Origin of the sequence: Embleya scabrispora (assembly GCF_002024165.1) — a bacterium.
GTDB classification, from domain to species: Bacteria; Actinomycetota; Actinomycetes; order Streptomycetales; family Streptomycetaceae; genus Embleya; species Embleya scabrispora_A.
Genome location: NZ_MWQN01000001.1, coordinates 502,113 through 522,015, shown reverse-complemented (window position 1 = coordinate 522,015; position 19,903 = coordinate 502,113). Strand labels below are relative to the sequence as shown.

The following is a 19,903-nucleotide window of genomic DNA, read 5'->3' as shown; positions in this document are numbered from 1 at the left end:
GTGGACTGATGAGTGCGCCTCACCTGACCGTCAGCAGCACCCGCCTCGCCGACCTCCTGCACCCTTGGACCACCGCAACCCAGTCCGCCGCGCGCACCGGCCCGGCGTACCGCACGCTCGCCGACCGCATCCGCGCCCTGCTCCTGGACGGTCGGATCCCGCTGACCGCGCGCCTGCCCGCGGAACGCGGCCTCGCCGACCGGCTCGGGATCAGCCGGACCACCGTCGCCGCCGCGTACGAGCTGCTGCGCACCGACGGCTACCTGACCAGCCGTCGCGGCTCCGGCAGCTGGACCACCCTGCCCGGGACGCACACCGAGATCCCCACCCGCGGGCTCAGCCCCAGCACGACCACCGGCGTGATCGACCTCGGCGTGGCGGCGCTGCCCGGTCCCGGCCGCGCGCTGCACCAGGCGGTCGCCGACGCCACCGACTCGCTGCCCACCTACACCACCGGCCACGGCTACCTGCCCGGCGGCCTGCCGGTGCTGCGCGAAACGCTCGCCCAGCGCTACACCCGCCGCGGCGTGCCCACCACATCCGAACAGATCCTGGTCACCCCCGGCGCCCTCGCCGCGGTGACCCTGGTGCTGCGTACGCTGGCCGGCCCCGGCGACCGGGTCGCGGTCGAATCACCCACCTACGCCAATGTGTTGGACGCGATCCGGCAGGCCGGGAACCGCCCGGTCCCGGTGCCGATGACGGACACCGGCTGGGACGTGGAGACCTGGCGCGACACGCTGCGCACCGCGGCGCCGCGACTGGCCTACCTGATCCCGGACTACCAGAACCCCACCGGCCACCTCGCCGACCCCGGGATCCGGCGCACGCTGGCGGACCTGGCCCGCAACACCGGCACCACGCTGATCGTCGACGAGACCTGCCACGACCTCGCCCTGGACCTGGACCCGGTGGACCGGCCGCTGCCGATGGCCGCGTTCGACCGGACCAACAACGTGGTCACCATCGGGTCCACGTCGAAGACCTTCTGGGGCGGCCTGCGGATCGGCTGGATCCGGGCCACCCCGGACCTGGTCCGGCGCATCGCGGCCACCCGTGCGTCCTTCGACGTGGGTGCCCCGGTGCTGGACCAGCTGGTCACCCACCACCTGATCACCGACCACGAGGACGCCATCCTGGAGACGCGACTGCCCGCGCTGCGCGCCGCCCGGGCGGCGCTGGCCGACGCGCTGACCGAGCACCTGCCCGACTGGACGTTCTCGATGCCCCTGGGCGGCCTGTCGTTGTGGGTGCGCACCGACGGCACCTCCAGCCTGACCCTGGCCGAAACCGCCGCCCGACACGGTGTACGGGTAGCGGCGGGAACCCACTTCGGCACCGACGGTGCCTTCGAACACCACGTCCGCCTGCCCTACGCCCACGATCCGGCCACGCTGACCGAAGCCATCCGCCGCCTGTCCGCCGCGGTGGCCGAAACCGAACGCACCCGCCCCGCCACCTACGCGGGCTTCTCGGGCGCGGCCATCATGGCCTGAGCAGGCCCACACCGGCGGAACACCCGGTTCCGCGCCTCGGGAGGGGTCATGCGGGAGGCGCCGACGGCACCGGTCATCGCCGACCCCGGCGGCCGGATATCGACAGGCACCTCGACCACGACCGACGTACGGCGCGCGCACCATCAAGAATCCGACGGTCGACCAGCTCTCCGGCGACCTCGCCCGCGTCGGCTACGGAGTCGGCGTGCCGGCGCTGGAGCGCACCGCACAGCCGTGGTCCCGGGAGGCCGGCACCTGGCGCTGGGACGCCTGTCAGGGCGGCACGTCGGCCCCGCCCCGGTCACGCTGCCTGCGTGTCCTCGCCGGCCAGGAACGGACGCAGCAGGGTGAGCAGGGCGTGCGGCCGGTGCAGCGGGATGATGTGGCCGCAGTCCTCGATGACATGTCCGGTGAGATCGTCGGCGATCGGGCGGAGTTGGCGCTCCAGCGCAGGACCGACGGGCCGGGCGCCCAGCGCCATCGTCGGCACCGTCAGGCGGGCGGCGGCGACCGCCTGCTCGATCTGTACCGCGCTCTCGGGCAGGGCCCGGTAGTACGAGAACGCGCGGCTCAACGCCTCGCGGCCGGTGTACGCGCGGACGAACGCGTCCCGCAGGGCGGGGCGCACACCGTCGCCGAGCGTGCCGGCGTTCAAGAACCAGTCGACGTAGGCGGCTTCGCGGCCCGCCAAGACGGTTTCGGCGAGGCCGGGCGCGGCGGAGTGGAAGCCGAACCACCACGGCGGCCCGCCGGCGAGGAAGTCCTCGGCGCCGGGCAGCCTGCCCAGAAGGGACTCCATGACGACCAGGCGCCGGACGAGGTCGGGGCGGCGCATGGCGAGGAGGAAGGCCGGCGGGGTGCCCGCGTCGATGCCCACCACCGCGGCCGAGGACACGCCGAGCACGGTGAGAAGCGCCGCGGCGTCCTCGGCCAGGGTGCCCGCGTCGTACCCGGAGGCGGCCGGGCCGCTCGCGCCGAACCCGCGCAGGTCCGGTGCGATGACGCGGTAACGGTCGGACAGATCGGCCATGACGTCCGTCCACAGCTCCCAGGTGTGCGGGAAGCCGTGCAGCAGCAGCACGGCCGGGCCCGATCCGGAGAGGGCGACGTTCAGTTCGACACCGTTGGCGAGGACGCGTCGCAGTTCGGGCATGGCGGGGCTCCGGGTATGTGGTGAGTGATGGTGACCAGGTCACGGTAGGGAACTACGCTGGTCTGCCCAAGACCGCACTTTCCCTTCAGGTGGTGAGCCCCGGGTGACCACGTCGAGCCCCGGCGGACGTGACCGGCGACCCGGTGAGCGCGGGGACCTGCTGGATCCGCGCTGCCCGACCCGCCGGTTGCTCGACCGCATCGGCACCAAGTGGACGTCGATGGCGGTCAAGGTGCTGGCCGAGGAGGCTCCGGGTGAGCTGCGGTTCGCGGAACTGCGGCGCCGCATCCCGGGCATCTCACAGAAGATGCTGTCGGTGACCCTGCGCAGCCTGGTCCGCGACGGTCTGGTCGCGCGCCGCGTGGAACCGGTCGTGCCGCCCGCCGTCCACTACCGGCTCACCGAGCTCGGCCTGTCCCTCGAAGGACCGCTCCGCGCCCTACGGGTCTGGGCCGAGACGCACATGGCGGAGATCGATCACAGCAACCGGCTCGCCGACGAGTCATCCCCCGATCAGCGCGTGGATCGAATGCGCTGATCACGCCCGGTCGTCGAGGGCCACGACAGGTGTCCGGGACGGTCCACGATCGGCCGGGCGCCTCCCGGGCCGGGACGCGCTATCCCTGCGACATCAACTCGGCCGCCACGACCGCGCCCATCTCCGTACACGCCGCCAGGGACTCCCGCGTGGGCGGGCCCGCCACCTCCACCGGCGGGCGGATCCGGCGCCATCGCAGGCCGGTCGCCGCCGCCTCCACCGAGCGCACCGCGCCCGTGGTGTCGCTGCCGCCGTGGACGTACAGGCCGTACGGACGGCGCGTCGTCTCGTGCTGACAGACGTAGTAGACAGTGTCCCTGAATTGCCGTTAGACAGTACTCTCGATTGATGACGAACCCAGGGACCACTGCCGCCGATGGTCAGTGGATTGCCTTCCTCTATGGCCGAGCATCCGTCGACCCGCGCCGCAAGGGTCGATCGGTCAACGCGCAGATGCTGGACAACCGTTCGATCTGCAACGAGCAGAACTGGGCCATCGTTGCGGAGTTCCGTGACGACGATCGTTCTGCGAGTCCGTACGCCAAACGTGCGCGCGACAACTATGACGAGATGGTTGGCCGAGTCGCGGCGGGCGAGGCCAGCGTCATCGTTGCGTGGGAACCGTCCAGGCTCAGCCGCGATACGGAGAGTTGGTTCGTACTGCGGCGCGCCCTCCAGAACACCGGGACCCTCGTCTGCCTCGACGGCGAGATGTACGACATGCGCATCGCCACGCAGCGGCAGCGGCTCACCCGCGAGATCCTGGACTCTGAGACCGAGGCGGATAAAACCCAGGCCAGGAACGCGCGAACTGCCAGGCAAGGCGCCGCCGTCGGAGCTGTGCACGGTCGGATCCTGTACGGGTACCGCCGCGAATACGACCCGGATACGGGCGATCTGCTGGGGCAGGTACCGGACACGGAGCCCCAGGGGACCGAGGCGTCGAAGGCAGACATCGTCGTCGAGATCATCACTCGTGTGGCCGCGCGGGAGTCGGTGCGCTCGATCGGGATGGATCTGGATGCCCGCCGCCTGGAGACGCCGGGTGTGTCCGAACGGTGGAACCTGGCCACCATCCGCAATATCGCGCGGAACGTGGCCTACATCGGTCGGCGGGTGCATCGAGGGCAGGTCGTGGGTCCGGCGCAGTGGCCGCCGATCACCGACGATCCCACATTCGAGGCTACGTTCTGGGCGGCTGTGGCTGTCCTGGCGGACCCGTCCAGGCGGACCCAGCGGGGGACGGCGGCGGTGTACGAGTTCACGGGTATCCCGACGTGCGGAGCGCGGGTCAGTGCGAGCGCCGATGACTCTGAGGACAGGGTCTGTGGGGGGTACCTGTACCGAATCCCGGCGACGCGGCCGGGACGCGCCCACCAATACGGCTGCCGGACGTGCCACAGGGTGGCGATCAATATGGACCTCTTGGACACGTACGCAACAGCGGCGTTGTTGGCGTGGCTGGAGGTTCCGGGTCGAGCCGAGCAGGTACTGAAGGTGACGTCGGAGGATGCGTCAGTAGGGATCCTCGCGGAGATTGCCAGGCTGGAGGCCGAGTTGGCGCAGGCCCGAGCGATGGCCACGGCGCGGACTCTGTCGGTGGTCTCCCTGGCGGCGGCCGAGGCGGGCATCCTGCCTGCGCTGGGTCAGGCCCGCGCACGGCTGAGTGCCTGCGTTCCGCATCCGGGGCTGGCTCGGGTGCTGGGTCCGGATGCACGGGCACGGTGGGCGGAGATCGACGATGTGGTGGAGCGGCGGGCGATCTACCGGGCGGTTATGGATATCAGGGTTCTACCGATCGGCCCGGGGTACGGTGGCGTACGTTCGTTGCCGAAACGCGTGGAAATTCGGTGGCGTCTGGGCGCGTGAATGAATTCACGAGTCGTTGCAGAATTCGAGGCCGGCGTTCAATCCTGGGGTTGATTACCCAGGGTTGAACGCCGGCCTCGGCCGTTATGCGGGTGGTCCGCTCAGGCCGAACGGGCAGTTCAACAAACACGCGGCGCAGTCTCCGCCGGTGCCGATGATCAGGCGTCGTGCCTGCTCACGCCGGGCGACCGTACCGAGCTGGCACGGATCCGCCACGCAGTAGGTGTCTCCAGTAACGTCATCCCGAATCGCCCTCCCGGGGACTCCCAGTGGGAGAACTAGCGGGATCGGGATTGTGGCCATGCAACCTCCCCCATTCGCGGCGCCACCCCGCCGAATCATCGAGGGTGGCATAGATCACTCCAAAAGGGGAGGCCCGGTTTCCGTTTGCCGTTATTGCGGCTCGTCGGTTGGGCCATTCGAGTGAGTGAGTTCGGCCTTCGCTGCCTCAACGGCGGCGGTGGCGATCCGCAACGCCGCAGCGCGCATGGTCGGCGGGGTGCCTTGAACGAGTAGCTCGAACTCCCGCCAGGCCGGATCGTCTGCCAATGGATGGATCTCGATCGGTGGTGAATGTTCCCCGAGACCGAGCAGCCGTTCGTACGCCTCGGCTGCATCGCTCCGGTTGGCTGCACGCAGCTCCGCTGGCGTAGCGCCTGCGGCGTGTGCCATGCGCGCGAGGGTCTCGGCTGGCGCGACGACTCTGGCATGCATGCCGGCCTGAACCGTCTGGTAGCCCTTCACGATGTGGCGCCAGCGTCCCTCAGAAATGCCGGCCAATTCGGCCGCCTTCCGGTTGGACAGGCGCGGGGTGTGTCTGCCCTGGGCGCGCTCGATGAGGGCACCCTCCGGGAGTTGCGGCGGCGGCGTCGTCATATCGACAGCATGGGACGCGTAGGTACGCGGCGTCCAGTCAAGTTCTGGCCTAGTCGCGCAGTGCTGCGAAGCGTTGACGCATCTCGCGCGTACCTCTGTGCGTAGGTACGCGTGTATCCCTTGCAAGACGCGTAGGTACGCACTAGTGTCATTCTCATGACCAGCGCACACAGGGTCCCGCGAAAGAGCGGTGCGCCCCTTCACCAGGCACCCCACGCGGTCCGGTTGGCGCGAGAGGCGACCGGCCTCAACCAGCGTGAGATGGCCGCACAGCTCGGTATCAGCCGTCAGCTCATGAACGACATCGAGAACGGTCACCGATCCGCGCAACCTGCGGTCCTCGAGCGCATCGCGGCCATCGCGTCCGTCGACGTCGACACCCTGAAGGCCAGCAAGGCCGGTCCGATGTGCGTCGTCTGCGCCGCCGTCATTGCGGAAGTGTCCGCCTGATGGCCGCGCCCCGCGACTACTCCCGGGCGGCGCTGACCGCACAGCTCGGCGTCGAGGTCATGGCCCACTTGGACCAGCTCGCCGCCGCGTCCCCGGACCCGCATCCCGACGAAGTGGCGATGCTCCGGCGGCTGTTCCAGCGGCCGATCCAGCGCCGCGCACGCGCCGAACGCGCCGCCACCGCGGCTTGATTTCTACCCCAGACGCGAGCGGGGCCGACCCGGATAGCGCCCGGACCAGCCCCAGTGCCCGCACCACCACACCCATCACAGATAGAGGTGGCACAGACGTGAAGCAGCTTAAGCCCCGGGCCCGTAGCGCCCGACACCACCAGTCCGACGAGGAGATCCAGGCGGCGATCCGCGACCGCCGCGACGCCGCCGAGCGGACCATCCGCATCGCCGTCGAGACCGCCGCCCCGGAGCTGGGCCCGGTCACCGTCGTCGCGCGCATGCCGATCGGCGTCACCGGCCAGGTCGCGGTCCTGCGGCACCCGCACGGCCGGCGGGGTGTCCTCGCCTCGTCGATCGTCACCTGCAGGAGGTTCGGGTTCCCCGGCAGCGACATCGCGGACGTGCCGGCGCCGTGCGACCTGCGGCTCGCGGGCCTGGTGCAGTACAGCGCGGAGTGGCGGGCGCGGCAGGCGATGGAGGCGCTGTACCGGGCGGGCGACGCGCCGCGGGCGGCGGCGCCGTGGCTGACCGGGGCCGACCAGGTGCTGACGCTGGTGAGCGAGGCGCTGGACCAGGCCGTCGAGATGGTCGAGCCGGAGGACCGGTTCGCGTTGGCCGAGCAGGTCGCGTCTCGCGTGCTGGCGTTGCTGGCCGGTGTGGCGGTGTCGGCATGACGGCGACGCGTGCGGCGATCGAGGCCGCAGCCCACGTCATCGCCGGCGCGCAACTGGCGAACGTCACCGGCGACTCGTGCCGGGCAGCGGCGGTGGCGCTTGCCGATCGCGGGCAGTTGCTGACGCCCGTGGTGCTCGCGGAGATCACGGCGGCTGCGCGGGCCGAGGCGCTGGCGGAGGTGGAGCACGCGATCACCGCGCGGATGGCGACGATCGACCGGAGCGCGCTGTCGAGTCTGCTGCCGGCGCTGGCGTGGACGCTGCGCGGTGCGCACGACGGGCTGGGCATGGCGCGTGAACTGGTCGAGGCACTGCAGGTTCGGCAGCCGGACCCGTGCGACCCGGTCGAGGACGAGCCGGCGGCCGAGCCGGACGACTGCGCGTGCGGGATCCCGTCGTGGACACGGATCAGAGACGACCGGTACGAGCTGGTCGTGGGTGACGTCATGTGGGGGCTCGACCACTGCGACGACGTCGAGATCGGCCCGGCCGACGACCGCCCGGGCTGGTACCTGTACGGGCCCGAGCCGTACGCGCTCGGTGTGTGGATGGGTGAGGTCATCGCGCCGGCGGCGGACACCGCGTCGCGGGTGATCCGTGAGCACTACGCGGCCGAGGCCGCCGCCGAACGGGTGCCGGGTCCGCGTCTGCCGCTCGACGACGTCGAGACGGGCGGTGCGCTGTGACGACACCGACCATGACCGTGCGCGTAATCGACCACTCTCGGTGGGGTACGTCCGCGCCGTACCCGGCGATCCGGACCGTGACCATCGCGGCGGTGTGCCCGCAGTGCGGCGGCCCGCGCGGCGAGGCCCAACACCACCGCTTCAACGCGGACGGCGAATGGCTGTCCTGCGACCGCTGGAAGAACCCGTGCGGACACGTGGACATGTACGACGCGGTCCTCGTTGAGGCTCGGCGGGCCGTCGAGTGACCGCGCCGCTGAAGGCCGCCGCCCCCACCACAGGGGCGGCGGCCCCCATCCTCTGGACCGCTGACAACCCGCCGCCCGCCGACGGGTGCCGCTGGTGCGGACGCGTCGCCGCCACCCACGGCCCCACCTGCCCGGCGGCGCCCCGATACCCGCGCGGATACGAGCGGCCGACCCGCGCCCAGCGCGTCGCCCGCATCGCCGCCCGCTGGGAGATCGCCCAGCGGCGCCTGGTCCGGTGCGACCGGCCCGGCTGCCGCGACGGCTGGATCGCCCCCCGCCCCGGCGACCCGTACCGCTCCCTCCGGCCGACGGCGTGCACCTGCGTCGACGGCTGGATCGATCCCGACCTCGACGACGAGGAGGTGTGCGACTGATGCCCGGATACGAAGCCGGCCTCGCCAAAGTGCGCGCCGTGGCGGTGACCACCAGCGACCGCGACCAGGCCCGCCGGGTCGTCGCGTCCATGGCCACCGACGCGACCGACGCCGCCGAACTGCTGCGGATGCTCGGCCTGGTCGAGTCCGCGCCGTCCGCGCGCCGGAGAAAGTCATGACCGCCACGCTGGTCACCCCGACCGGGCGCCTGGTCCTCGACGCCGACGCCGACCGCGAAACGTGGCTCGACGCCCGCCGGGCCGGGCTGGGGTCCAGCGACATCCCGGCCGTCCTCCGCGTCGGATACAAGAAGAAATCCCCGCTGAGGCTCTACTACGACAAGCGCGGACTCCTGCCCCACGACACCGAGTTCAGCGAGCCCGCCCACTTCGGCACGATCTTCGAACAGCCCCTCGCGCTGGACTGGGCCCGCCGCAAGCGCACCGTCGTCGAGCGCGTCGGCCTGATCGCGAACACGTCCGAACCGTGGATGCTCGCGACCCTGGACCGGCTGTGCCGCGAATGCCCCGACAACCGCGAGCAACGCTCGCTGTGCGCACTCGAAGTGAAGTGCCGCAACGCGTTCGTCGCGAAGCTGTGGCGCAAGGGGCCGCCGGACGACGTCCTCGCGCAAACCCTGTGGCAGATCCTTGTCACCGGCCTGGACCACGTCCACGTGATGTGCCTGATCGGCGGCAACGACCCGCGCTTGTACACCGTCCGTCGGGCGGATCACGCGCAGCTCGTCGAGTACATCCAGCGTGAGGCCGCGGCGCTGTGGCACGACCACATCCAGGCTGGCCACCCGCCGGCCGCGTCGGAGGACGACGACCCGGACGGCCTGGTCGAGCTGTACCAGCGGCTCCACCCGGACCGGTCCGGCGTGGTGCGGCTGGACCGCGACCTCGACGCCCAGGACGTGGTGGGCGACTACCTCGACGCGGTCGCCGCCAAGGCCGCCGCCGAGAGGAACCGCAAGCGCGCGCTGGCGCGGATGCTGGCCACCCTCGGCGGCGCGCAGGCGGCGGTTGTAAACGACAACCTCTATTACTCCGTCGAGTCCAGCTCCAAGGAGCACGTCGACATGGACGTGCTGCGCGAGTTCCCCGACGCCTGGGCGGCGTGCGTGACGGACCGACCGCAGGACCGGATCAACATCCCGCAATCGGTGCGCAGGGAGCACGTGGCATGAGCATGAGCCTGACCGAACGCGCGGCGGCGGCTGCTGCCGGTGCCGGCGACACCCCGGCCGAAACCCCCCAGGAGGCCCCGCAGTTCGACAGCCCGGCTGCCGACGTCGACATGAGCACGTACGAAGTCGGGGACCAGGACCCGGAGATGGTCCCCGTTCACCTCGCGTGGCTGCGCGTGCGCCGCGACGTGGGAGCCATCGGCAAGGGCGAGCTGTACAGCGGCGGCGGCACGCGCTTCAACTTCCGAGGCTTCGACACCGTCGTGAACGTGTACGGGCCTGTCACCCTCAAGCACGGCGTGAGCATCTTCCCGGTGCACGTCGCCGCCGAATACCGCGACACCACCAGCAGCCGCAACACCCGCATGCACGAGTGCACCGTCACGGTCACCTGGTGCGTGATGGGCCCGATGGGCGACTGCCTGCCTCCGCTCCAGACCTGCGGCGAGGCGTTGGATGCCGCTGACAAAGCCACAGCCAAGGCCCAGTCCGTCGCGATGCGCGAGCTGCTGACCAAAGGCGGGCTGGTGCCGACGCACGATGCGGACCCGGACAGCTCCTACATCGAGCGCGGCGAGGCGGCGGCCCGGTCGGCCGAGTCCTACCGGGACGAGCAGCTCGATCCGAAGACCTCGCCCGAGCGGCTGGATCAGATCCGGATGGAGTTGCGCAGCCTCGGCATGCTCAACGCGCGGGTCATGAACGAAACCGGCGACCAGGAGACTTTGGACTCGATCGGCGGCCGGATGTACACGGACCGCACCGGCGGTGCCCAGTGAAGTCGTTGCGCACGCTCCTGCTCGGCCGGGTCGCCCCGGCCGGGCAGGGTCCCGCCGTCCCCGCGCCGGTCGACGACGACACCCACGTCATCACCCGCATCCCGCGCCCGAGGCACCGCCGGCCCGGGCCGCCCGCCGACGACCTGCTCGTCCCGTGGACGCCCGCCGAGGATCCCTCGGTCGAGCAGCCGGCGCCGACCGGGCGACACCGCAGGGAGGCCACGTGATCGTCCTGCCCTGGCTGATCCCCGCCGGCTACGTGCTGTTCCTCGTGTCCATGGTCGTGATCATGCGGTCCGCCAAGCGCCGCGGCCGGGCCGAACGCGCGGCGGACGCCCAGCCGTTCGCCTCGGCCGCGCCGCGACCGCCGGCCCGCCCGGCGTACCCGCCCACCATCCACCTCGACCAGGCCCACGACCGGCCCGGCGCCACCGCCCGGAGCGTCCGATGACCCGCCCCCTGCCCGAGCCGTCCGCCTGCGGCCACTGCGGCATCAACCGGCGCGACCACGCCCAGCGGTGGACCACCGCCGCCGGCTGGCACACGTGGGCCCAGCCCACCGCCGCGCAGATGGCCGACCGCTACCGCGCCCTGCGCGCCATCCCCATCGCCTGGAGGACCAAGTGACCGACCCGAGTACCCGGGCCAAGTGGCAGCGGCACGTCCGCCGCCAGGCCGTCGGCCTCACACCCGAGCAGATCACCCACCGGCTCCGGGGCGTCCGCGCCTGGAACCGGAACGGCGTCAACCCCAAGGACACGACCAGCTACAGCGCCGTCGGCGCCCGGTGCTCCGTTGCCGAGTGGGAGCGAATCGCCGCTCTGGTCGCCGAGACCGGCGCCGAGACGTACGACCCGGTGGTCGACCCGATCGTCCAGCAGGACAGCATCGCGAACCGCGACCGCCGGGCCGAGGCGATCGTCTCGTCCCTCACCTCCGCCGAACTCGCGGCCGGCGAGGACGTGTTGAGGCGGCTGCGGTCGATCCAGCCCGTGCCGCCGGAGTGGACCGCGCGGCACGTCGCGCTGACCATTCGCCTCGACCGAGCCCAGCGCGGCACGCCGCCCGCCGACCTCGCGTGCATCGGCACGTGCGACATCTGCGGCCGGGCCGGCCAGCAGATCCGCGAGACCCCCGGCGCGTGGATCTGCACCGACAGCACGGCGTGTGGCGCGGCTGGGGGGTACGACGCGTGACGATCGACGACATCGCCCGGGCCCATGCTCAGCTCGACCGCGCGCTCCGGACCACCGCCCACGTCATCGTCATGCCGACTGGATTGCGGCTGATGAACAGCAACGAGCGACCGCATCCGCGCGTGCGGGCGCTCCGCACCAAGGCCCTGCGGGAGGCGGCCCGCGAGATGGCGATGCTCGCCGACCTGCCGCACCTGAACCGCGCACACATCTACTGCCACCTGCGCGCCACCAACCGCGCCCGCCGCGACCCCGGCAACTGGTACCCGTCGGCAAAGGCGTGTGTGGACGGCCTGGTCGACGCGGGCGTCCTCGACGACGACGACCACACCCGGGTCATCGGCCCGGACATGCGCCTCGCACCCGAGGTGGTCAGGGGCGGCCAGCTCGTCATCACGCTGATCGAGCTGCCGTCGTGACCGCCCCGCGCCGCACACGCCCCTGCGGCCGCTGCGGCGCGGCCGACACCCGCCCCTACGCCGACGGCTACCGCTGCCCCGACCACACCCCCGCCGCCGTCGCCGACCAGGCCGAGCCCGGCGACGGCCGGTACTGCCCGGCCCGCCGCTGCTACTGCGGCGCCTGCCCGTGGTGGACGCCGCCGCCCACCGACACCCATGTCCCTCTGTCCGTGATCGACCTCCGACACATCGCGTCCGGCAAGCGCCGGTCCAGCCCGCACGTCTACGCGGGCGCCCGAGCCACCCTCGAAGGAGTCCACGCCCCATGAGCAAGCCGCACGTCCTCCCCAAGGGCATGGTGCCCGCCATCAAGCTCGACACCGCGAGCGCCGCCGCCATCGCCGAAGGACTCACCGACGCACAGGCACGAGGACTGTTCACCTACCTGACCACCAGCACGCTCATCGTCGCCGAGGTTCGCGCCTACCGCCGTGACGAGGACGTCGAGAACGACAAGAAGCCCGCCAGCGTGACTTTGCGGATCGTCCAGGCCGAGGCCGCCTTCGACCGGGCCGAACAGGAGACCCTCCGCAAGGTCATGGCCGCGATGTACCGGCGTCGGTGGATGGCCGGAACCATCGACGAGCTGGGCGACGGCCCCGACGATCCGGCCGTCCTCCTCGAGGAAGCGTTCGCGGGCCACCCGACGGAAGAGGAGTACCGGGCGTACATCCGCAAGCCGGCGACCCCGGCGCGTAGCTGACGGTGCGCCAGGACAGCACCGGGGGCCGGGTCCACACCTGCCCCCGGTGCGGCGCCGACATCGTCACCAGCCCCACAGACGGCGACCTCGACGCCACCCCACACCAGTACGGCCCGTACCTCCCGGGCGGCGGAACCCTCACCCCACGGCAGGCCCTCGAAGCCCTCGCCGCAGGGACAGCCGCAGGCCACCGCGCGCACCAGTGCCCGCCCCGCACTGCCGAACAGCTCACCCTGATCTGACCCGTAGGAGTCCCGTGGACAACGTCAGGCACCTGCCGCCCCCGAGCGGCGACGACGGGGCCTACACGCGCGAGCCGCCGCACGACATCGGCGCCGAACTCGCGCTGCTCGGACTCTGCATGTACGAGCCCGCCGAACACGCCACCGCCGCCGGCCTGCTCGGCGGCGGCGACTTCTATCGCCCGGGCCACACCACCATCTGGCGCACCCTGTGCGCCCTCCATGCCCAGGGCAAGCCGACCGACGGCATCGCCCTCGCCGACGAACTGACCCGCTCCGGTGACCTCCAGCGGGTCGGCGGAGCGCCCTACCTCCACACGGTCCAGGCCGCCGCCGCCGTCCGGGGGCAAGTCGAGTACTACGCCGAGATCATCACCCGGCACTCGCGGGCCCGCGACCAGATCATGCTCGGCATGCGGCTGCTGCAGGACGGCTACGCACCGGACCACGACCCGGAGACCGCGCCGCGCCTGATCGAGGCGTTCACTGCCGATCGCACGGCGCGCACGACCACCGGCGCCATCCACGACCGGCTCATCGACGGCGCCTCGTTCATCCTCGACATCCCCGACCAGGCCCCCGTCGTCTGGGGCCACGGCGACGAAGTCCTGTGGGCCGAAGGGGAGGCGCTGATCCTGGCCGGCCCATCCGGCGTCGGCAAGACGACGCTGTGCCAGCAGGTCGTCCTCGCGGCGATCGGTATCCGCCCGCACGCGCTGGGCATGCCCGTCCGTGAGGCGAAGCGTGTGCTGTACCTGGCCAGCGACCGCCCACCGCAGGCCGCCCGGTCCCTCCGGCGCATGGTCGGACCCGAGCACCGCGAGCAACTGGCCGAGCGTCTGGTCATCTGGAAGGGCCCGCCGCCGGCGGACCTCGCGCGGTTCCCCGACACCCTGGTCCAGCTCTGCCGCCGGGCCGGGGCGGACATGGTCGTCCTCGACTCGCTCAAGGACATGGCCGGCAACCTCGCGGACCCGGAGATCGGATCGGGCATCAACTCGGCGATCCAGCGGACCCTGGTCGACGGGGTCGAGGTGTTCGCGCTCCACCACCACCGCAAGCAGGGCAACGAGTCCAAGGGCAAGGAACCCTCGTCGCTGGACGAGCTGTTCGGGTCCACCTGGATCACCGCCGGCGCCGGGTCGGTCCTCAGCCTGTGGGGAGCCGCGGGCGACCTCATCGTCAGCCTCAAGCACCTCAAGCAGCCCGCCGCCGAAGTCGGCCCGTACCGGCTGCGGCACGACCACGTGCACGGCGAGACCGAGATCTGGCACCAGGTCGACGCGGTCATCCTCATGCGGCAGACCGGCCATCAGGGCCTGACGGCGGCTCAGCTCGCCGTCGCGATGTTCCCGGCGTCCCAAGGCAAGCCGACCGACGCGGAGATGCAGAAGGCCCGCCGCAAGCTCGACAGCCTCGTTGACGCGGGTCTCGCGGAGCGGTTCGGCGGCGGCAAGGGGCGGGGGAACGAGGCCCGATTCCGGTCGCTGGTCGACGAGAACGGCGAGATCCACCTGTGAAAACCACGCGGAAACCACGGAAACCACGCGACGCGCGTTTGCGCTGGTCAGAAAACCACGCGGGAAACCACGGGCCCGACGGAGGCCTGTTCCGCGCGATCAGCCGCCAACACGCCCGGGATGCCTGCCTCGCCCTAGTTCGTGGAAAACCACGCGGAAAACCACGCTCACCGAGCCAACGTGGTTTTTGGAAACATCGCCGCAGGTCAGCGCCCAAATGACAAAACCACGCCGAAAACCACGCGGAAAACCACGCGAAACCACGCTCGACACAAAACCGCAGGTCAAAAAACCACGCACCTAAAACCACGCCCCCCTCTCTCTTTAGAGAGAGGGAGGGGGGCAGGGTTCCGGACCCCCAGGGAGCACCCCCATGGACGACCTCGCCGACGCCGTCGCCGCCGCCCTCGACACCACCCCCACCCACGCCGCCGACATCCTCACCCGACTCACCAACGCCGGATGGGAACTCACCCGCATCACACGGCCCCACGCCCGCACCCTCGCCGAAGCATTCGCCCAACGCACCCAGGACGCCGGCAACGGCCACCTCGACTGGACCGGCTTCCGCGACCGCGACGGCCGCCCCCGCTACCAAGTCGCCGGCACCGCCTGGACCGGCATGCGCCTCGCCTGGGCCACCACCCGCACCCGCCCACCCGACGGCAACGTCCGCGCCGACTGCGACCACCCCGGCTGCGTCGCACCCGAACACCTCACCGACCGCCGCGACCGTGACCTCACCCGCGCCGTCCTCGGCACCCCCAGGCGCCGCGCACGCCCGGCCTGACCCACCGGCACCACCCACGCCACACCAGCCCCACACGCGGCCACACAGCCCCGCCGACACCCGGACACCACACCCCAGGACAGAGGACCCATGACCGAGATCACCCGCACGTTCACCCACGACGAACTCGACGAACTCGACGTGCCCTTCGAGCACATGGTCGAGGAGCACGTCACCGACACCAGCCACCGCTGGCACACCACCCACGAAGGCGTCTTCCGCCACCCCGCCGACGGCCGCCACTACCGCATCCGCTGGCAGATGCCCGCCACCGAGCGCCAGGAATGCGACCTGTGGCTCACCGACCCCGTCGTCGCCGTCGAGGTCGAGCAGCGGCCCGTCACCGCCATGCAGTGGGTCCCCGTCGACGAGGCGATCGACGCCGCCAGCCCGGTCCGCGAGAGCCGCACCACCTGGGAGCACATTGCCGCCGCGATCCAGGCCCGGGGCGACGAACTCCGCGAGTCCGGCGGCGAACTGTCCAGCCGCGAGATCCGCGACGCCTACCACGACGCCGCCCGCATGGTCCGCGCCGCCGCCACGCCCACCACACACGGCCGCAGCCCGGCCGAGCCCGAGCAGCCGGCCGACACCATCCGCCGCGCAGCCACCCACCTCCGCGCCCTCGCCAACGCCGCCGCCCAAGGCGGCGGGGAATGGGAGTTCCACCAGGACGACGCCGACCTCGCCGACCTCTTCGACGAAGACGACCCCGCCCGTCTCGGCACCACCGGCACACTGGCCACGGTCGGCGGCGGCAACCTCCTGCACGGGCCGATCCACCGCACAGCCGGCCCATGCATCGACACCCGCCACGGCCGCTACATCGCCACCCTGGACCCCGCCGCCGGCCTCACCCTCGCCGATGTCCTCGACGCGCAGGCCGCTGGCGGCGACGCCCTGGTCCTCGCGTTCGCCCATCGCATCCTCGGCGAACAGCCGTGACCGCGCCGCGCCGCCGCCCGATCTGTGCGCCCACCACGCCCGAAGACCGCGCCGTCGTCGACCAGTTCCGGGCGTACCTCCGGGCGGCCCGCGCCGCCGAGGCCCGCGGCACCCACATCTGCCGGGCCGAACCCGACACCGCCACCGGGTGGCCGTGCACCCACGACACCGGACACGACGGAGCACACACCTGGGAGACCAACCGATGACCGACCCGGCCTACACCGTCGCCACCAACTCCCACAGCCGTTCCTATCCCTGGCGCTGGTCGTGCCACCACACCATCCCCGCCACCGCCATCAGGGGTGACACGAGTACCCGGCGCTGCCCCGGCGACGGCATTGCCCAGACCAGCGATGCGGCGCACGCCGAGGCACGCGCCCACCTCGCCGCCGCCCACGACCAGGTCCGCGCCGCCGCCGCTGTGGCCGAGCCGACCACCGACCAGGACCCCGGCCCGCAGCCGCTCGGCCTGACCATGCCCACACCCGACCCACGGCTGGTGCTCGACGCGGAGCAGATCGCGGCCCTCGTCGCCAGCGCCCGCCAGCCCGCCGACAACGCCACCGCCAACCCGCCAACCACTGGCGACAGCGATGGCAACCCGCACACCACCGGTACCTGACATGCCGAGGGCCCGCGCCGGTGGAGGATCAGCGCGGGCCCGCGGCCCTGGGGGTTGCGCCCTGCACGAGGCCCGCGCCCGCGCAGAGCGCCAGGCAGGTGAGCGCGAGCCTCGCCGACACCGCCTTGGGGGGGTCCAATGCCGGACCAGGGACGCTACGCCCGACCTGTCCAAAAAGCACCACACAAATCGTTTCGAGACACGACCGTGATCACCCCTCTACCTGCGGCGTTTCCGAGACACCCGCCGCCCTGATCAACGAGGCTGCACCCACCAACCAACGCAGCCAGGGGGGCACATGCGCATCGATCCACCGCTCTACGCCAAAGGGCACAACGGGCAACTCCACTTCGACGGCGAGTTCGTCACCATCACCCGCGAAGGCTTCGTCGCCCGCAGCACGTTCGGCAAGAGCGAGAAGCGGATCCACATCGGCCAGGTCAGCGCCGTCCAGCTCAAGGGCAGCGGATTCACCCTGGGCTACATCGAGTTCACCATCGCCGGCGGCCTGGAGCGCGGCTCACGGGCGGCACGGCAATCCACGGACAACAGCAAGAACGAGAACGCCGTGGTGTTCATGAAGGGCGGAGAGGCGTTCACCGCCATCCGCGACGCCGTCGACAAGGCCATCGCCGAGCAGCACCAGGCGCCCGCCCAGGCCGCGCCGGCGGCGGCGCCCGCCGACATGGCAACGCAGTTGCGGCAACTCGGCGAACTCCACGCCGCTGGCGTCCTGACCGATGCCGAGTTCACCGCCGCCAAGAGCCGGCTGCTCGGCTGACCCGACCCGAACCCTCCATCGAACCAAGGAGAACCAGCATGCCCGCTCGCACCACGACGGTCACGGTCTGCATCGCAGACCCGGGCAACAAGACCGAGATGCTCATGTACTTTGACCCCGCCGAGCCGGACGACGTACTGCGCCGCATCGCCGACGAACTCGCCCGGGACGGGCAGCTCGTGATCAACGGCGAACGCGCGGACGGCAGCAGCGACCGCGTGCGCGCGATCATCCCGCGCGCCGCCATCGTCAGCATCTACATCTGACGCCAGCGGCACCGCCAGCGCTGGCGACACGCCGACAACTACCGCCAGCGCTGGCCCCATCCGATAGGCTGCTCACGGCTCGCCGGCCAGCAGCACCGCCAGCAGCCGCCAACAACTGAAACGGGCCCGGCTCCAGGGACTCTCACACCCCCAGGACCGGGCCCTCACCACACGGAGAGATCACCTCCACATGGCTGACGCACACCTTACGTCGCCCCCACCGGCACACGCCGGCGGCGCGGGCGACCCGCTTCTTGCCCTCGCCCTACTGGCCGCCGCCGTCACCATCGTGCTGACCGCCGCCACCATGTGGCTGTCGTACGAGCACCTCCACGACGTGGCCGTCGCACACGGCCTCGGCCGCTCCACAGCCCGCGCCTGGGCGTGGCCGGCCACGATCGATCTGTTCATCGTGCTCGGCGAGATCCTCATCCTCCGCGCGAGCCTCGCCCGCCGCGGCGTCGCCCTGGCGGTTGCCCTCACGATCGCCGGCGCTGGCGGGTCGATCGCCCTCAACGTGGCGGGAGTCGGCGGCGGCGCCAGCCCGATGGACTACACCGTGGCGGCGGTCCCGCCAGTGGCGTCGCTGCTGGCCTTCGGCTGCCTGATGTGGCAGATCCATGGCTGGGTCGGCCGCCGCGCTGCCGCCGCCGGCGCCACCCTGGCCATGCCCGCCAGCGCGCCGCTGACCGCCGCCGAACTGCCGCCGCCACCGCCGCTGTCGGCGCCCGCCCGGCCGACCGTCGCACCACCGACACCCGCGCCCGCCGAGCCTCCCGCTCCGCCTGCAGCGCCGACCTACGCCGACCCGCGATGCGCCGTCATCCACGCCATGTACGCCGACGGCACCAGGCCCAGCGCACCCCGCATGGTCGCCGCGCTCCACGCCGCCGGTTGGCCCGGCCTGTCCGAGTCGACCGCGAAGAACCTCCGCGCGCTCGTCGAGCAGGACACCGCACTGCGCGGCTTGCCCGCCGCGATCTGACCCTCACCCCTCACCGGGCAAGGCCCGGCGCCGCGCGCTCGACGACGAACCCGTGCGGCCCGGGAACGCAGCGACCTACGAGAGGATCACCCCATGACGACGCCGCGCATCCTGCCTCTCGACGCCCTCCGCGAGGCCATCCTCGCCGAGGGCGGCACCTGGACACCGCGCCGGGCCGTCGACGTGTTCGCGGACACCGACCGGGTACCGAACACCCAGCGCACCCGACGCATGCTCGACAGCATCGCGGCGGAGGGCATCCTCGCCGCGCAGCCCGACCGCACGTACGAGCTGACCGACCAGGCCGCGCTCGCGTGCGAGTACCACTGGCTGGTGACCCTGCAATGGACCAGCGCCAGCGGCACGCGGGTCACGACCGTCGACGGGACGTACGTGGCCGCGCCGCGCGCGACCCGAGCCCAGGTCGTGACGGCCGTACTCACCCGCGCTGCGGACACTGCCGATGCGCCCGACGGAGCGGCCGTTCTGTTCCTGAGCGTGGAGCCCAACACCGCCGGGTGACCGACCGGCCGGCCGCTCGTTGAGTCCACCGTGTCCGTGTCCCCCCGTACGTGGCACTCCCGAGGCCCGCCCTCGTTCCCCAACATGGCGGGCCTCGGTCAGTCCTCGCCGAGTTGGCGGCGCAGGTCCGCCGCCTCCCGCTGGCACGCCGCAAGATCACGCATCATCCGCCGCGTGCCCTCCGCGACGCCCTCGTCCCACGCCTCACGCAACAGCGCGGACGCCTCGGCCTGCGACAGACCCGACGCCTCGACCAGTCGGTCAGTGAGCCGGATCAGCGGGTGGTCGGTCATCCCTCCAGCACACCCCAAGGTCGGCATCACCGCACGTCGGCGAGTTAATAGCACTCTTTAGACAGA

The 19,903-nt window shown here is 71.8% G+C and carries 33 protein-coding genes; 30 read left to right on the top strand and 3 right to left on the bottom strand.

The features are described from left to right. Positions 1-8: 8 nt before the first annotated feature. Positions 9-1,496: a PLP-dependent aminotransferase family protein gene (locus B4N89_RS02565; protein WP_078974243.1), complete on the top strand. Its 1,488-nt coding sequence runs from the start codon at positions 9-11 to the stop codon at positions 1,494-1,496. A gap of 301 nt (positions 1,497-1,797) precedes the next feature. Here B4N89_RS02565 and B4N89_RS02560 read toward each other — a convergent pair whose 3' ends face one another. Continuing rightward, positions 1,798-2,649 (bottom strand): alpha/beta fold hydrolase, encoded by an 852-nt coding sequence (locus B4N89_RS02560; protein WP_078974242.1) that lies wholly within the window; start codon positions 2,647-2,649, stop codon positions 1,798-1,800. Positions 2,650-2,752: 103 nt separating this feature from the next. On the opposite strand from B4N89_RS02560, the gene B4N89_RS02555 reads away from it, so the two are divergent. The 3 genes from B4N89_RS02555 to B4N89_RS02545 are packed head-to-tail and all read left to right on the top strand — an operon-like array spanning position 2,753 to position 5,056. Continuing rightward, on the top strand, positions 2,753-3,187 hold the full coding sequence (locus B4N89_RS02555; protein WP_078974241.1) for a winged helix-turn-helix transcriptional regulator: 435 nt from the start codon (positions 2,753-2,755) through the stop codon (positions 3,185-3,187). A 29-nt stretch (positions 3,188-3,216) separates the two neighbouring features. Next, on the top strand, positions 3,217-3,483 hold the full coding sequence (locus tag B4N89_RS49555; RefSeq protein ID WP_161500598.1) for a hypothetical protein: 267 nt from the start codon (positions 3,217-3,219) through the stop codon (positions 3,481-3,483). Between the two features lie 52 nt (positions 3,484-3,535). Then, a complete protein-coding gene (locus B4N89_RS02545) occupies positions 3,536-5,056 on the top strand; it encodes a recombinase family protein (protein WP_078974240.1) in 1,521 nt (506 codons plus the stop codon). A gap of 393 nt (positions 5,057-5,449) precedes the next feature. On the opposite strand, the gene B4N89_RS02540 is transcribed toward B4N89_RS02545, so the two are convergent. Next, positions 5,450-5,932 (bottom strand): helix-turn-helix domain-containing protein, encoded by a 483-nt coding sequence (locus B4N89_RS02540; RefSeq protein WP_078974239.1) that lies wholly within the window; start codon positions 5,930-5,932, stop codon positions 5,450-5,452. Between the two features lie 156 nt (positions 5,933-6,088). On the opposite strand from B4N89_RS02540, the gene B4N89_RS02535 reads away from it, so the two are divergent. The 26 genes from B4N89_RS02535 (at position 6,089) to B4N89_RS02415 (ending at position 19,544) form a co-directional block, all read left to right on the top strand. Further along, positions 6,089-6,382 (top strand): helix-turn-helix domain-containing protein, encoded by a 294-nt coding sequence (locus B4N89_RS02535; RefSeq protein ID WP_078974238.1) that lies wholly within the window; start codon positions 6,089-6,091, stop codon positions 6,380-6,382. Then, positions 6,382-6,573 carry a hypothetical protein gene (locus B4N89_RS02530; RefSeq protein ID WP_078974237.1) on the top strand — a complete coding sequence of 64 codons (192 nt, stop codon included), beginning with the start codon at positions 6,382-6,384 and terminating at the stop codon, positions 6,571-6,573. The genes B4N89_RS02535 and B4N89_RS02530 overlap by 1 nt, the downstream gene beginning before the upstream one ends. A gap of 98 nt (positions 6,574-6,671) precedes the next feature. Next, on the top strand, positions 6,672-7,229 hold the full coding sequence (locus tag B4N89_RS02525) for a hypothetical protein (RefSeq protein ID WP_078974236.1): 558 nt from the start codon (positions 6,672-6,674) through the stop codon (positions 7,227-7,229). Continuing rightward, on the top strand, positions 7,226-7,915 hold the full coding sequence (locus B4N89_RS02520; RefSeq protein WP_078974235.1) for a hypothetical protein: 690 nt from the start codon (positions 7,226-7,228) through the stop codon (positions 7,913-7,915). The genes B4N89_RS02525 and B4N89_RS02520 overlap by 4 nt, the downstream gene beginning before the upstream one ends. A gap of 11 nt (positions 7,916-7,926) precedes the next feature. Beyond that, positions 7,927-8,163: a hypothetical protein gene (locus B4N89_RS02515; RefSeq protein ID WP_143657807.1), complete on the top strand. Its 237-nt coding sequence runs from the start codon at positions 7,927-7,929 to the stop codon at positions 8,161-8,163. Further along, positions 8,160-8,537: a hypothetical protein gene (locus B4N89_RS02510; RefSeq protein ID WP_078974233.1), complete on the top strand. Its 378-nt coding sequence runs from the start codon at positions 8,160-8,162 to the stop codon at positions 8,535-8,537. The genes B4N89_RS02515 and B4N89_RS02510 overlap by 4 nt, the downstream gene beginning before the upstream one ends. Beyond that, complete coding sequence (locus B4N89_RS02505) at positions 8,537-8,716, top strand: hypothetical protein (RefSeq protein ID WP_143657806.1); 180 nt, start codon at positions 8,537-8,539, stop codon at positions 8,714-8,716. Before B4N89_RS02510 ends, B4N89_RS02505 begins: the two co-directional genes overlap by 1 nt. Beyond that, positions 8,713-9,729, top strand: a complete 1,017-nt coding sequence (locus tag B4N89_RS02500; protein ID WP_078974231.1) for a YqaJ viral recombinase family protein — start codon at positions 8,713-8,715, stop codon at positions 9,727-9,729. Before B4N89_RS02505 ends, B4N89_RS02500 begins: the two co-directional genes overlap by 4 nt. Further along, the gene (locus B4N89_RS02495) at positions 9,726-10,508 is read left to right on the top strand and encodes an ERF family protein (protein ID WP_235618438.1); all 783 of its coding nucleotides are present in this window, start codon (positions 9,726-9,728) and stop codon (positions 10,506-10,508) included. The genes B4N89_RS02500 and B4N89_RS02495 overlap by 4 nt, the downstream gene beginning before the upstream one ends. Beyond that, positions 10,505-10,735: a hypothetical protein gene (locus B4N89_RS02490; protein WP_078974230.1), complete on the top strand. Its 231-nt coding sequence runs from the start codon at positions 10,505-10,507 to the stop codon at positions 10,733-10,735. The genes B4N89_RS02495 and B4N89_RS02490 overlap by 4 nt, the downstream gene beginning before the upstream one ends. Continuing rightward, positions 10,732-10,959, top strand: coding sequence for a hypothetical protein (locus B4N89_RS02485; protein WP_078974229.1), 228 nt, complete (start codon positions 10,732-10,734; stop codon positions 10,957-10,959). The genes B4N89_RS02490 and B4N89_RS02485 overlap by 4 nt, the downstream gene beginning before the upstream one ends. Further along, entirely contained in the window at positions 10,956-11,135 is a 180-nt protein-coding gene (locus tag B4N89_RS02480) for a hypothetical protein (RefSeq protein ID WP_078974228.1), read from the top strand. Before B4N89_RS02485 ends, B4N89_RS02480 begins: the two co-directional genes overlap by 4 nt. Next, the gene (locus tag B4N89_RS02475; protein WP_078974227.1) at positions 11,132-11,704 is read left to right on the top strand and encodes a hypothetical protein; all 573 of its coding nucleotides are present in this window, start codon (positions 11,132-11,134) and stop codon (positions 11,702-11,704) included. Before B4N89_RS02480 ends, B4N89_RS02475 begins: the two co-directional genes overlap by 4 nt. After that, the gene (locus tag B4N89_RS02470) at positions 11,701-12,123 is read left to right on the top strand and encodes a hypothetical protein (protein ID WP_078974226.1); all 423 of its coding nucleotides are present in this window, start codon (positions 11,701-11,703) and stop codon (positions 12,121-12,123) included. Before B4N89_RS02475 ends, B4N89_RS02470 begins: the two co-directional genes overlap by 4 nt. Then, positions 12,120-12,434 carry a hypothetical protein gene (locus B4N89_RS02465; RefSeq protein WP_078974225.1) on the top strand — a complete coding sequence of 105 codons (315 nt, stop codon included), beginning with the start codon at positions 12,120-12,122 and terminating at the stop codon, positions 12,432-12,434. Before B4N89_RS02470 ends, B4N89_RS02465 begins: the two co-directional genes overlap by 4 nt. Further along, the gene (locus B4N89_RS02460; protein WP_078974224.1) at positions 12,431-12,868 is read left to right on the top strand and encodes a hypothetical protein; all 438 of its coding nucleotides are present in this window, start codon (positions 12,431-12,433) and stop codon (positions 12,866-12,868) included. Before B4N89_RS02465 ends, B4N89_RS02460 begins: the two co-directional genes overlap by 4 nt. A 2-nt stretch (positions 12,869-12,870) precedes the next feature. Then, positions 12,871-13,110, top strand: coding sequence for a hypothetical protein (locus tag B4N89_RS51155; RefSeq protein ID WP_235618437.1), 240 nt, complete (start codon positions 12,871-12,873; stop codon positions 13,108-13,110). 14 nt (positions 13,111-13,124) lie between these two features. After that, the gene (locus tag B4N89_RS02455; RefSeq protein WP_235618436.1) at positions 13,125-14,630 is read left to right on the top strand and encodes a DnaB-like helicase N-terminal domain-containing protein; all 1,506 of its coding nucleotides are present in this window, start codon (positions 13,125-13,127) and stop codon (positions 14,628-14,630) included. 373 nt (positions 14,631-15,003) lie between these two features. Continuing rightward, positions 15,004-15,420, top strand: a complete 417-nt coding sequence (locus B4N89_RS48845) for a hypothetical protein (protein WP_078974222.1) — start codon at positions 15,004-15,006, stop codon at positions 15,418-15,420. Between the two features lie 90 nt (positions 15,421-15,510). After that, on the top strand, positions 15,511-16,365 hold the full coding sequence (locus B4N89_RS02445; RefSeq protein ID WP_078974221.1) for a hypothetical protein: 855 nt from the start codon (positions 15,511-15,513) through the stop codon (positions 16,363-16,365). Continuing rightward, on the top strand, positions 16,362-16,574 hold the full coding sequence (locus B4N89_RS02440) for a hypothetical protein (RefSeq protein WP_078974220.1): 213 nt from the start codon (positions 16,362-16,364) through the stop codon (positions 16,572-16,574). The genes B4N89_RS02445 and B4N89_RS02440 overlap by 4 nt, the downstream gene beginning before the upstream one ends. Further along, positions 16,571-16,990 carry a hypothetical protein gene (locus B4N89_RS02435; protein ID WP_078974219.1) on the top strand — a complete coding sequence of 140 codons (420 nt, stop codon included), beginning with the start codon at positions 16,571-16,573 and terminating at the stop codon, positions 16,988-16,990. The genes B4N89_RS02440 and B4N89_RS02435 overlap by 4 nt, the downstream gene beginning before the upstream one ends. A 298-nt stretch (positions 16,991-17,288) precedes the next feature. Further along, positions 17,289-17,771, top strand: coding sequence for a DUF4429 domain-containing protein (locus B4N89_RS02430; RefSeq protein ID WP_078974218.1), 483 nt, complete (start codon positions 17,289-17,291; stop codon positions 17,769-17,771). Positions 17,772-17,809: 38 nt separating this feature from the next. Further along, positions 17,810-18,037 (top strand): hypothetical protein, encoded by a 228-nt coding sequence (locus B4N89_RS02425; protein WP_078974217.1) that lies wholly within the window; start codon positions 17,810-17,812, stop codon positions 18,035-18,037. 190 nt (positions 18,038-18,227) lie between these two features. Beyond that, the gene (locus B4N89_RS02420) at positions 18,228-19,022 is read left to right on the top strand and encodes a DUF2637 domain-containing protein (protein ID WP_078974216.1); all 795 of its coding nucleotides are present in this window, start codon (positions 18,228-18,230) and stop codon (positions 19,020-19,022) included. Between the two features lie 93 nt (positions 19,023-19,115). Beyond that, entirely contained in the window at positions 19,116-19,544 is a 429-nt protein-coding gene (locus tag B4N89_RS02415; protein ID WP_078974215.1) for a hypothetical protein, read from the top strand. 98 nt (positions 19,545-19,642) lie between these two features. Here the strand turns inward: B4N89_RS02415 and B4N89_RS02410 are convergent, their stop codons facing one another. Then, positions 19,643-19,837 carry a hypothetical protein gene (locus B4N89_RS02410; protein ID WP_078974214.1) on the bottom strand — a complete coding sequence of 65 codons (195 nt, stop codon included), beginning with the start codon at positions 19,835-19,837 and terminating at the stop codon, positions 19,643-19,645. Positions 19,838-19,903 lie beyond the last annotated feature (66 nt).

Bases quoted from the DNA above. Each gene is read 5' to 3' on its own strand.
- B4N89_RS02415 (WP_078974215.1), top strand. From the start codon at position 19,116: ATGACGACGCCGCGCATCCTGCCTCTCGACGCCCTCCGCGAGGCCATC.
- B4N89_RS02425 (WP_078974217.1), top strand. From the start codon at position 17,810: ATGCCCGCTCGCACCACGACGGTCACGGTCTGCATCGCAGACCCGGGC.
- B4N89_RS02535 (WP_078974238.1), top strand. From the start codon at position 6,089: ATGACCAGCGCACACAGGGTCCCGCGAAAGAGCGGTGCGCCCCTTCAC.
- B4N89_RS02560 (WP_078974242.1), bottom strand. From the start codon at position 2,649: ATGCCCGAACTGCGACGCGTCCTCGCCAACGGTGTCGAACTGAACGTC.
- B4N89_RS02500 (WP_078974231.1), top strand. From the start codon at position 8,713: ATGACCGCCACGCTGGTCACCCCGACCGGGCGCCTGGTCCTCGACGCC.
- B4N89_RS02565 (WP_078974243.1), top strand. From the start codon at position 9: ATGAGTGCGCCTCACCTGACCGTCAGCAGCACCCGCCTCGCCGACCTC.
- B4N89_RS02520 (WP_078974235.1), top strand. From the start codon at position 7,226: ATGACGGCGACGCGTGCGGCGATCGAGGCCGCAGCCCACGTCATCGCC.
- B4N89_RS02530 (WP_078974237.1), top strand. From the start codon at position 6,382: ATGGCCGCGCCCCGCGACTACTCCCGGGCGGCGCTGACCGCACAGCTC.
- B4N89_RS02540 (WP_078974239.1), bottom strand. From the start codon at position 5,932: ATGACGACGCCGCCGCCGCAACTCCCGGAGGGTGCCCTCATCGAGCGC.
- B4N89_RS02495 (WP_235618438.1), top strand. From the start codon at position 9,726: ATGAGCATGAGCCTGACCGAACGCGCGGCGGCGGCTGCTGCCGGTGCC.
- B4N89_RS02430 (WP_078974218.1), top strand. From the start codon at position 17,289: ATGCGCATCGATCCACCGCTCTACGCCAAAGGGCACAACGGGCAACTC.
- B4N89_RS02420 (WP_078974216.1), top strand. From the start codon at position 18,228: ATGGCTGACGCACACCTTACGTCGCCCCCACCGGCACACGCCGGCGGC.
- B4N89_RS02445 (WP_078974221.1), top strand. From the start codon at position 15,511: ATGACCGAGATCACCCGCACGTTCACCCACGACGAACTCGACGAACTC.
- B4N89_RS02410 (WP_078974214.1), bottom strand. From the start codon at position 19,837: ATGACCGACCACCCGCTGATCCGGCTCACTGACCGACTGGTCGAGGCG.
- B4N89_RS48845 (WP_078974222.1), top strand. From the start codon at position 15,004: ATGGACGACCTCGCCGACGCCGTCGCCGCCGCCCTCGACACCACCCCC.
- B4N89_RS02515 (WP_143657807.1), top strand. From the start codon at position 7,927: ATGACCGTGCGCGTAATCGACCACTCTCGGTGGGGTACGTCCGCGCCG.
- B4N89_RS02435 (WP_078974219.1), top strand. From the start codon at position 16,571: ATGACCGACCCGGCCTACACCGTCGCCACCAACTCCCACAGCCGTTCC.
- B4N89_RS02505 (WP_143657806.1), top strand. From the start codon at position 8,537: ATGCCCGGATACGAAGCCGGCCTCGCCAAAGTGCGCGCCGTGGCGGTG.
- B4N89_RS02545 (WP_078974240.1), top strand. From the start codon at position 3,536: ATGACGAACCCAGGGACCACTGCCGCCGATGGTCAGTGGATTGCCTTC.
- B4N89_RS02480 (WP_078974228.1), top strand. From the start codon at position 10,956: ATGACCCGCCCCCTGCCCGAGCCGTCCGCCTGCGGCCACTGCGGCATC.
- B4N89_RS02460 (WP_078974224.1), top strand. From the start codon at position 12,431: ATGAGCAAGCCGCACGTCCTCCCCAAGGGCATGGTGCCCGCCATCAAG.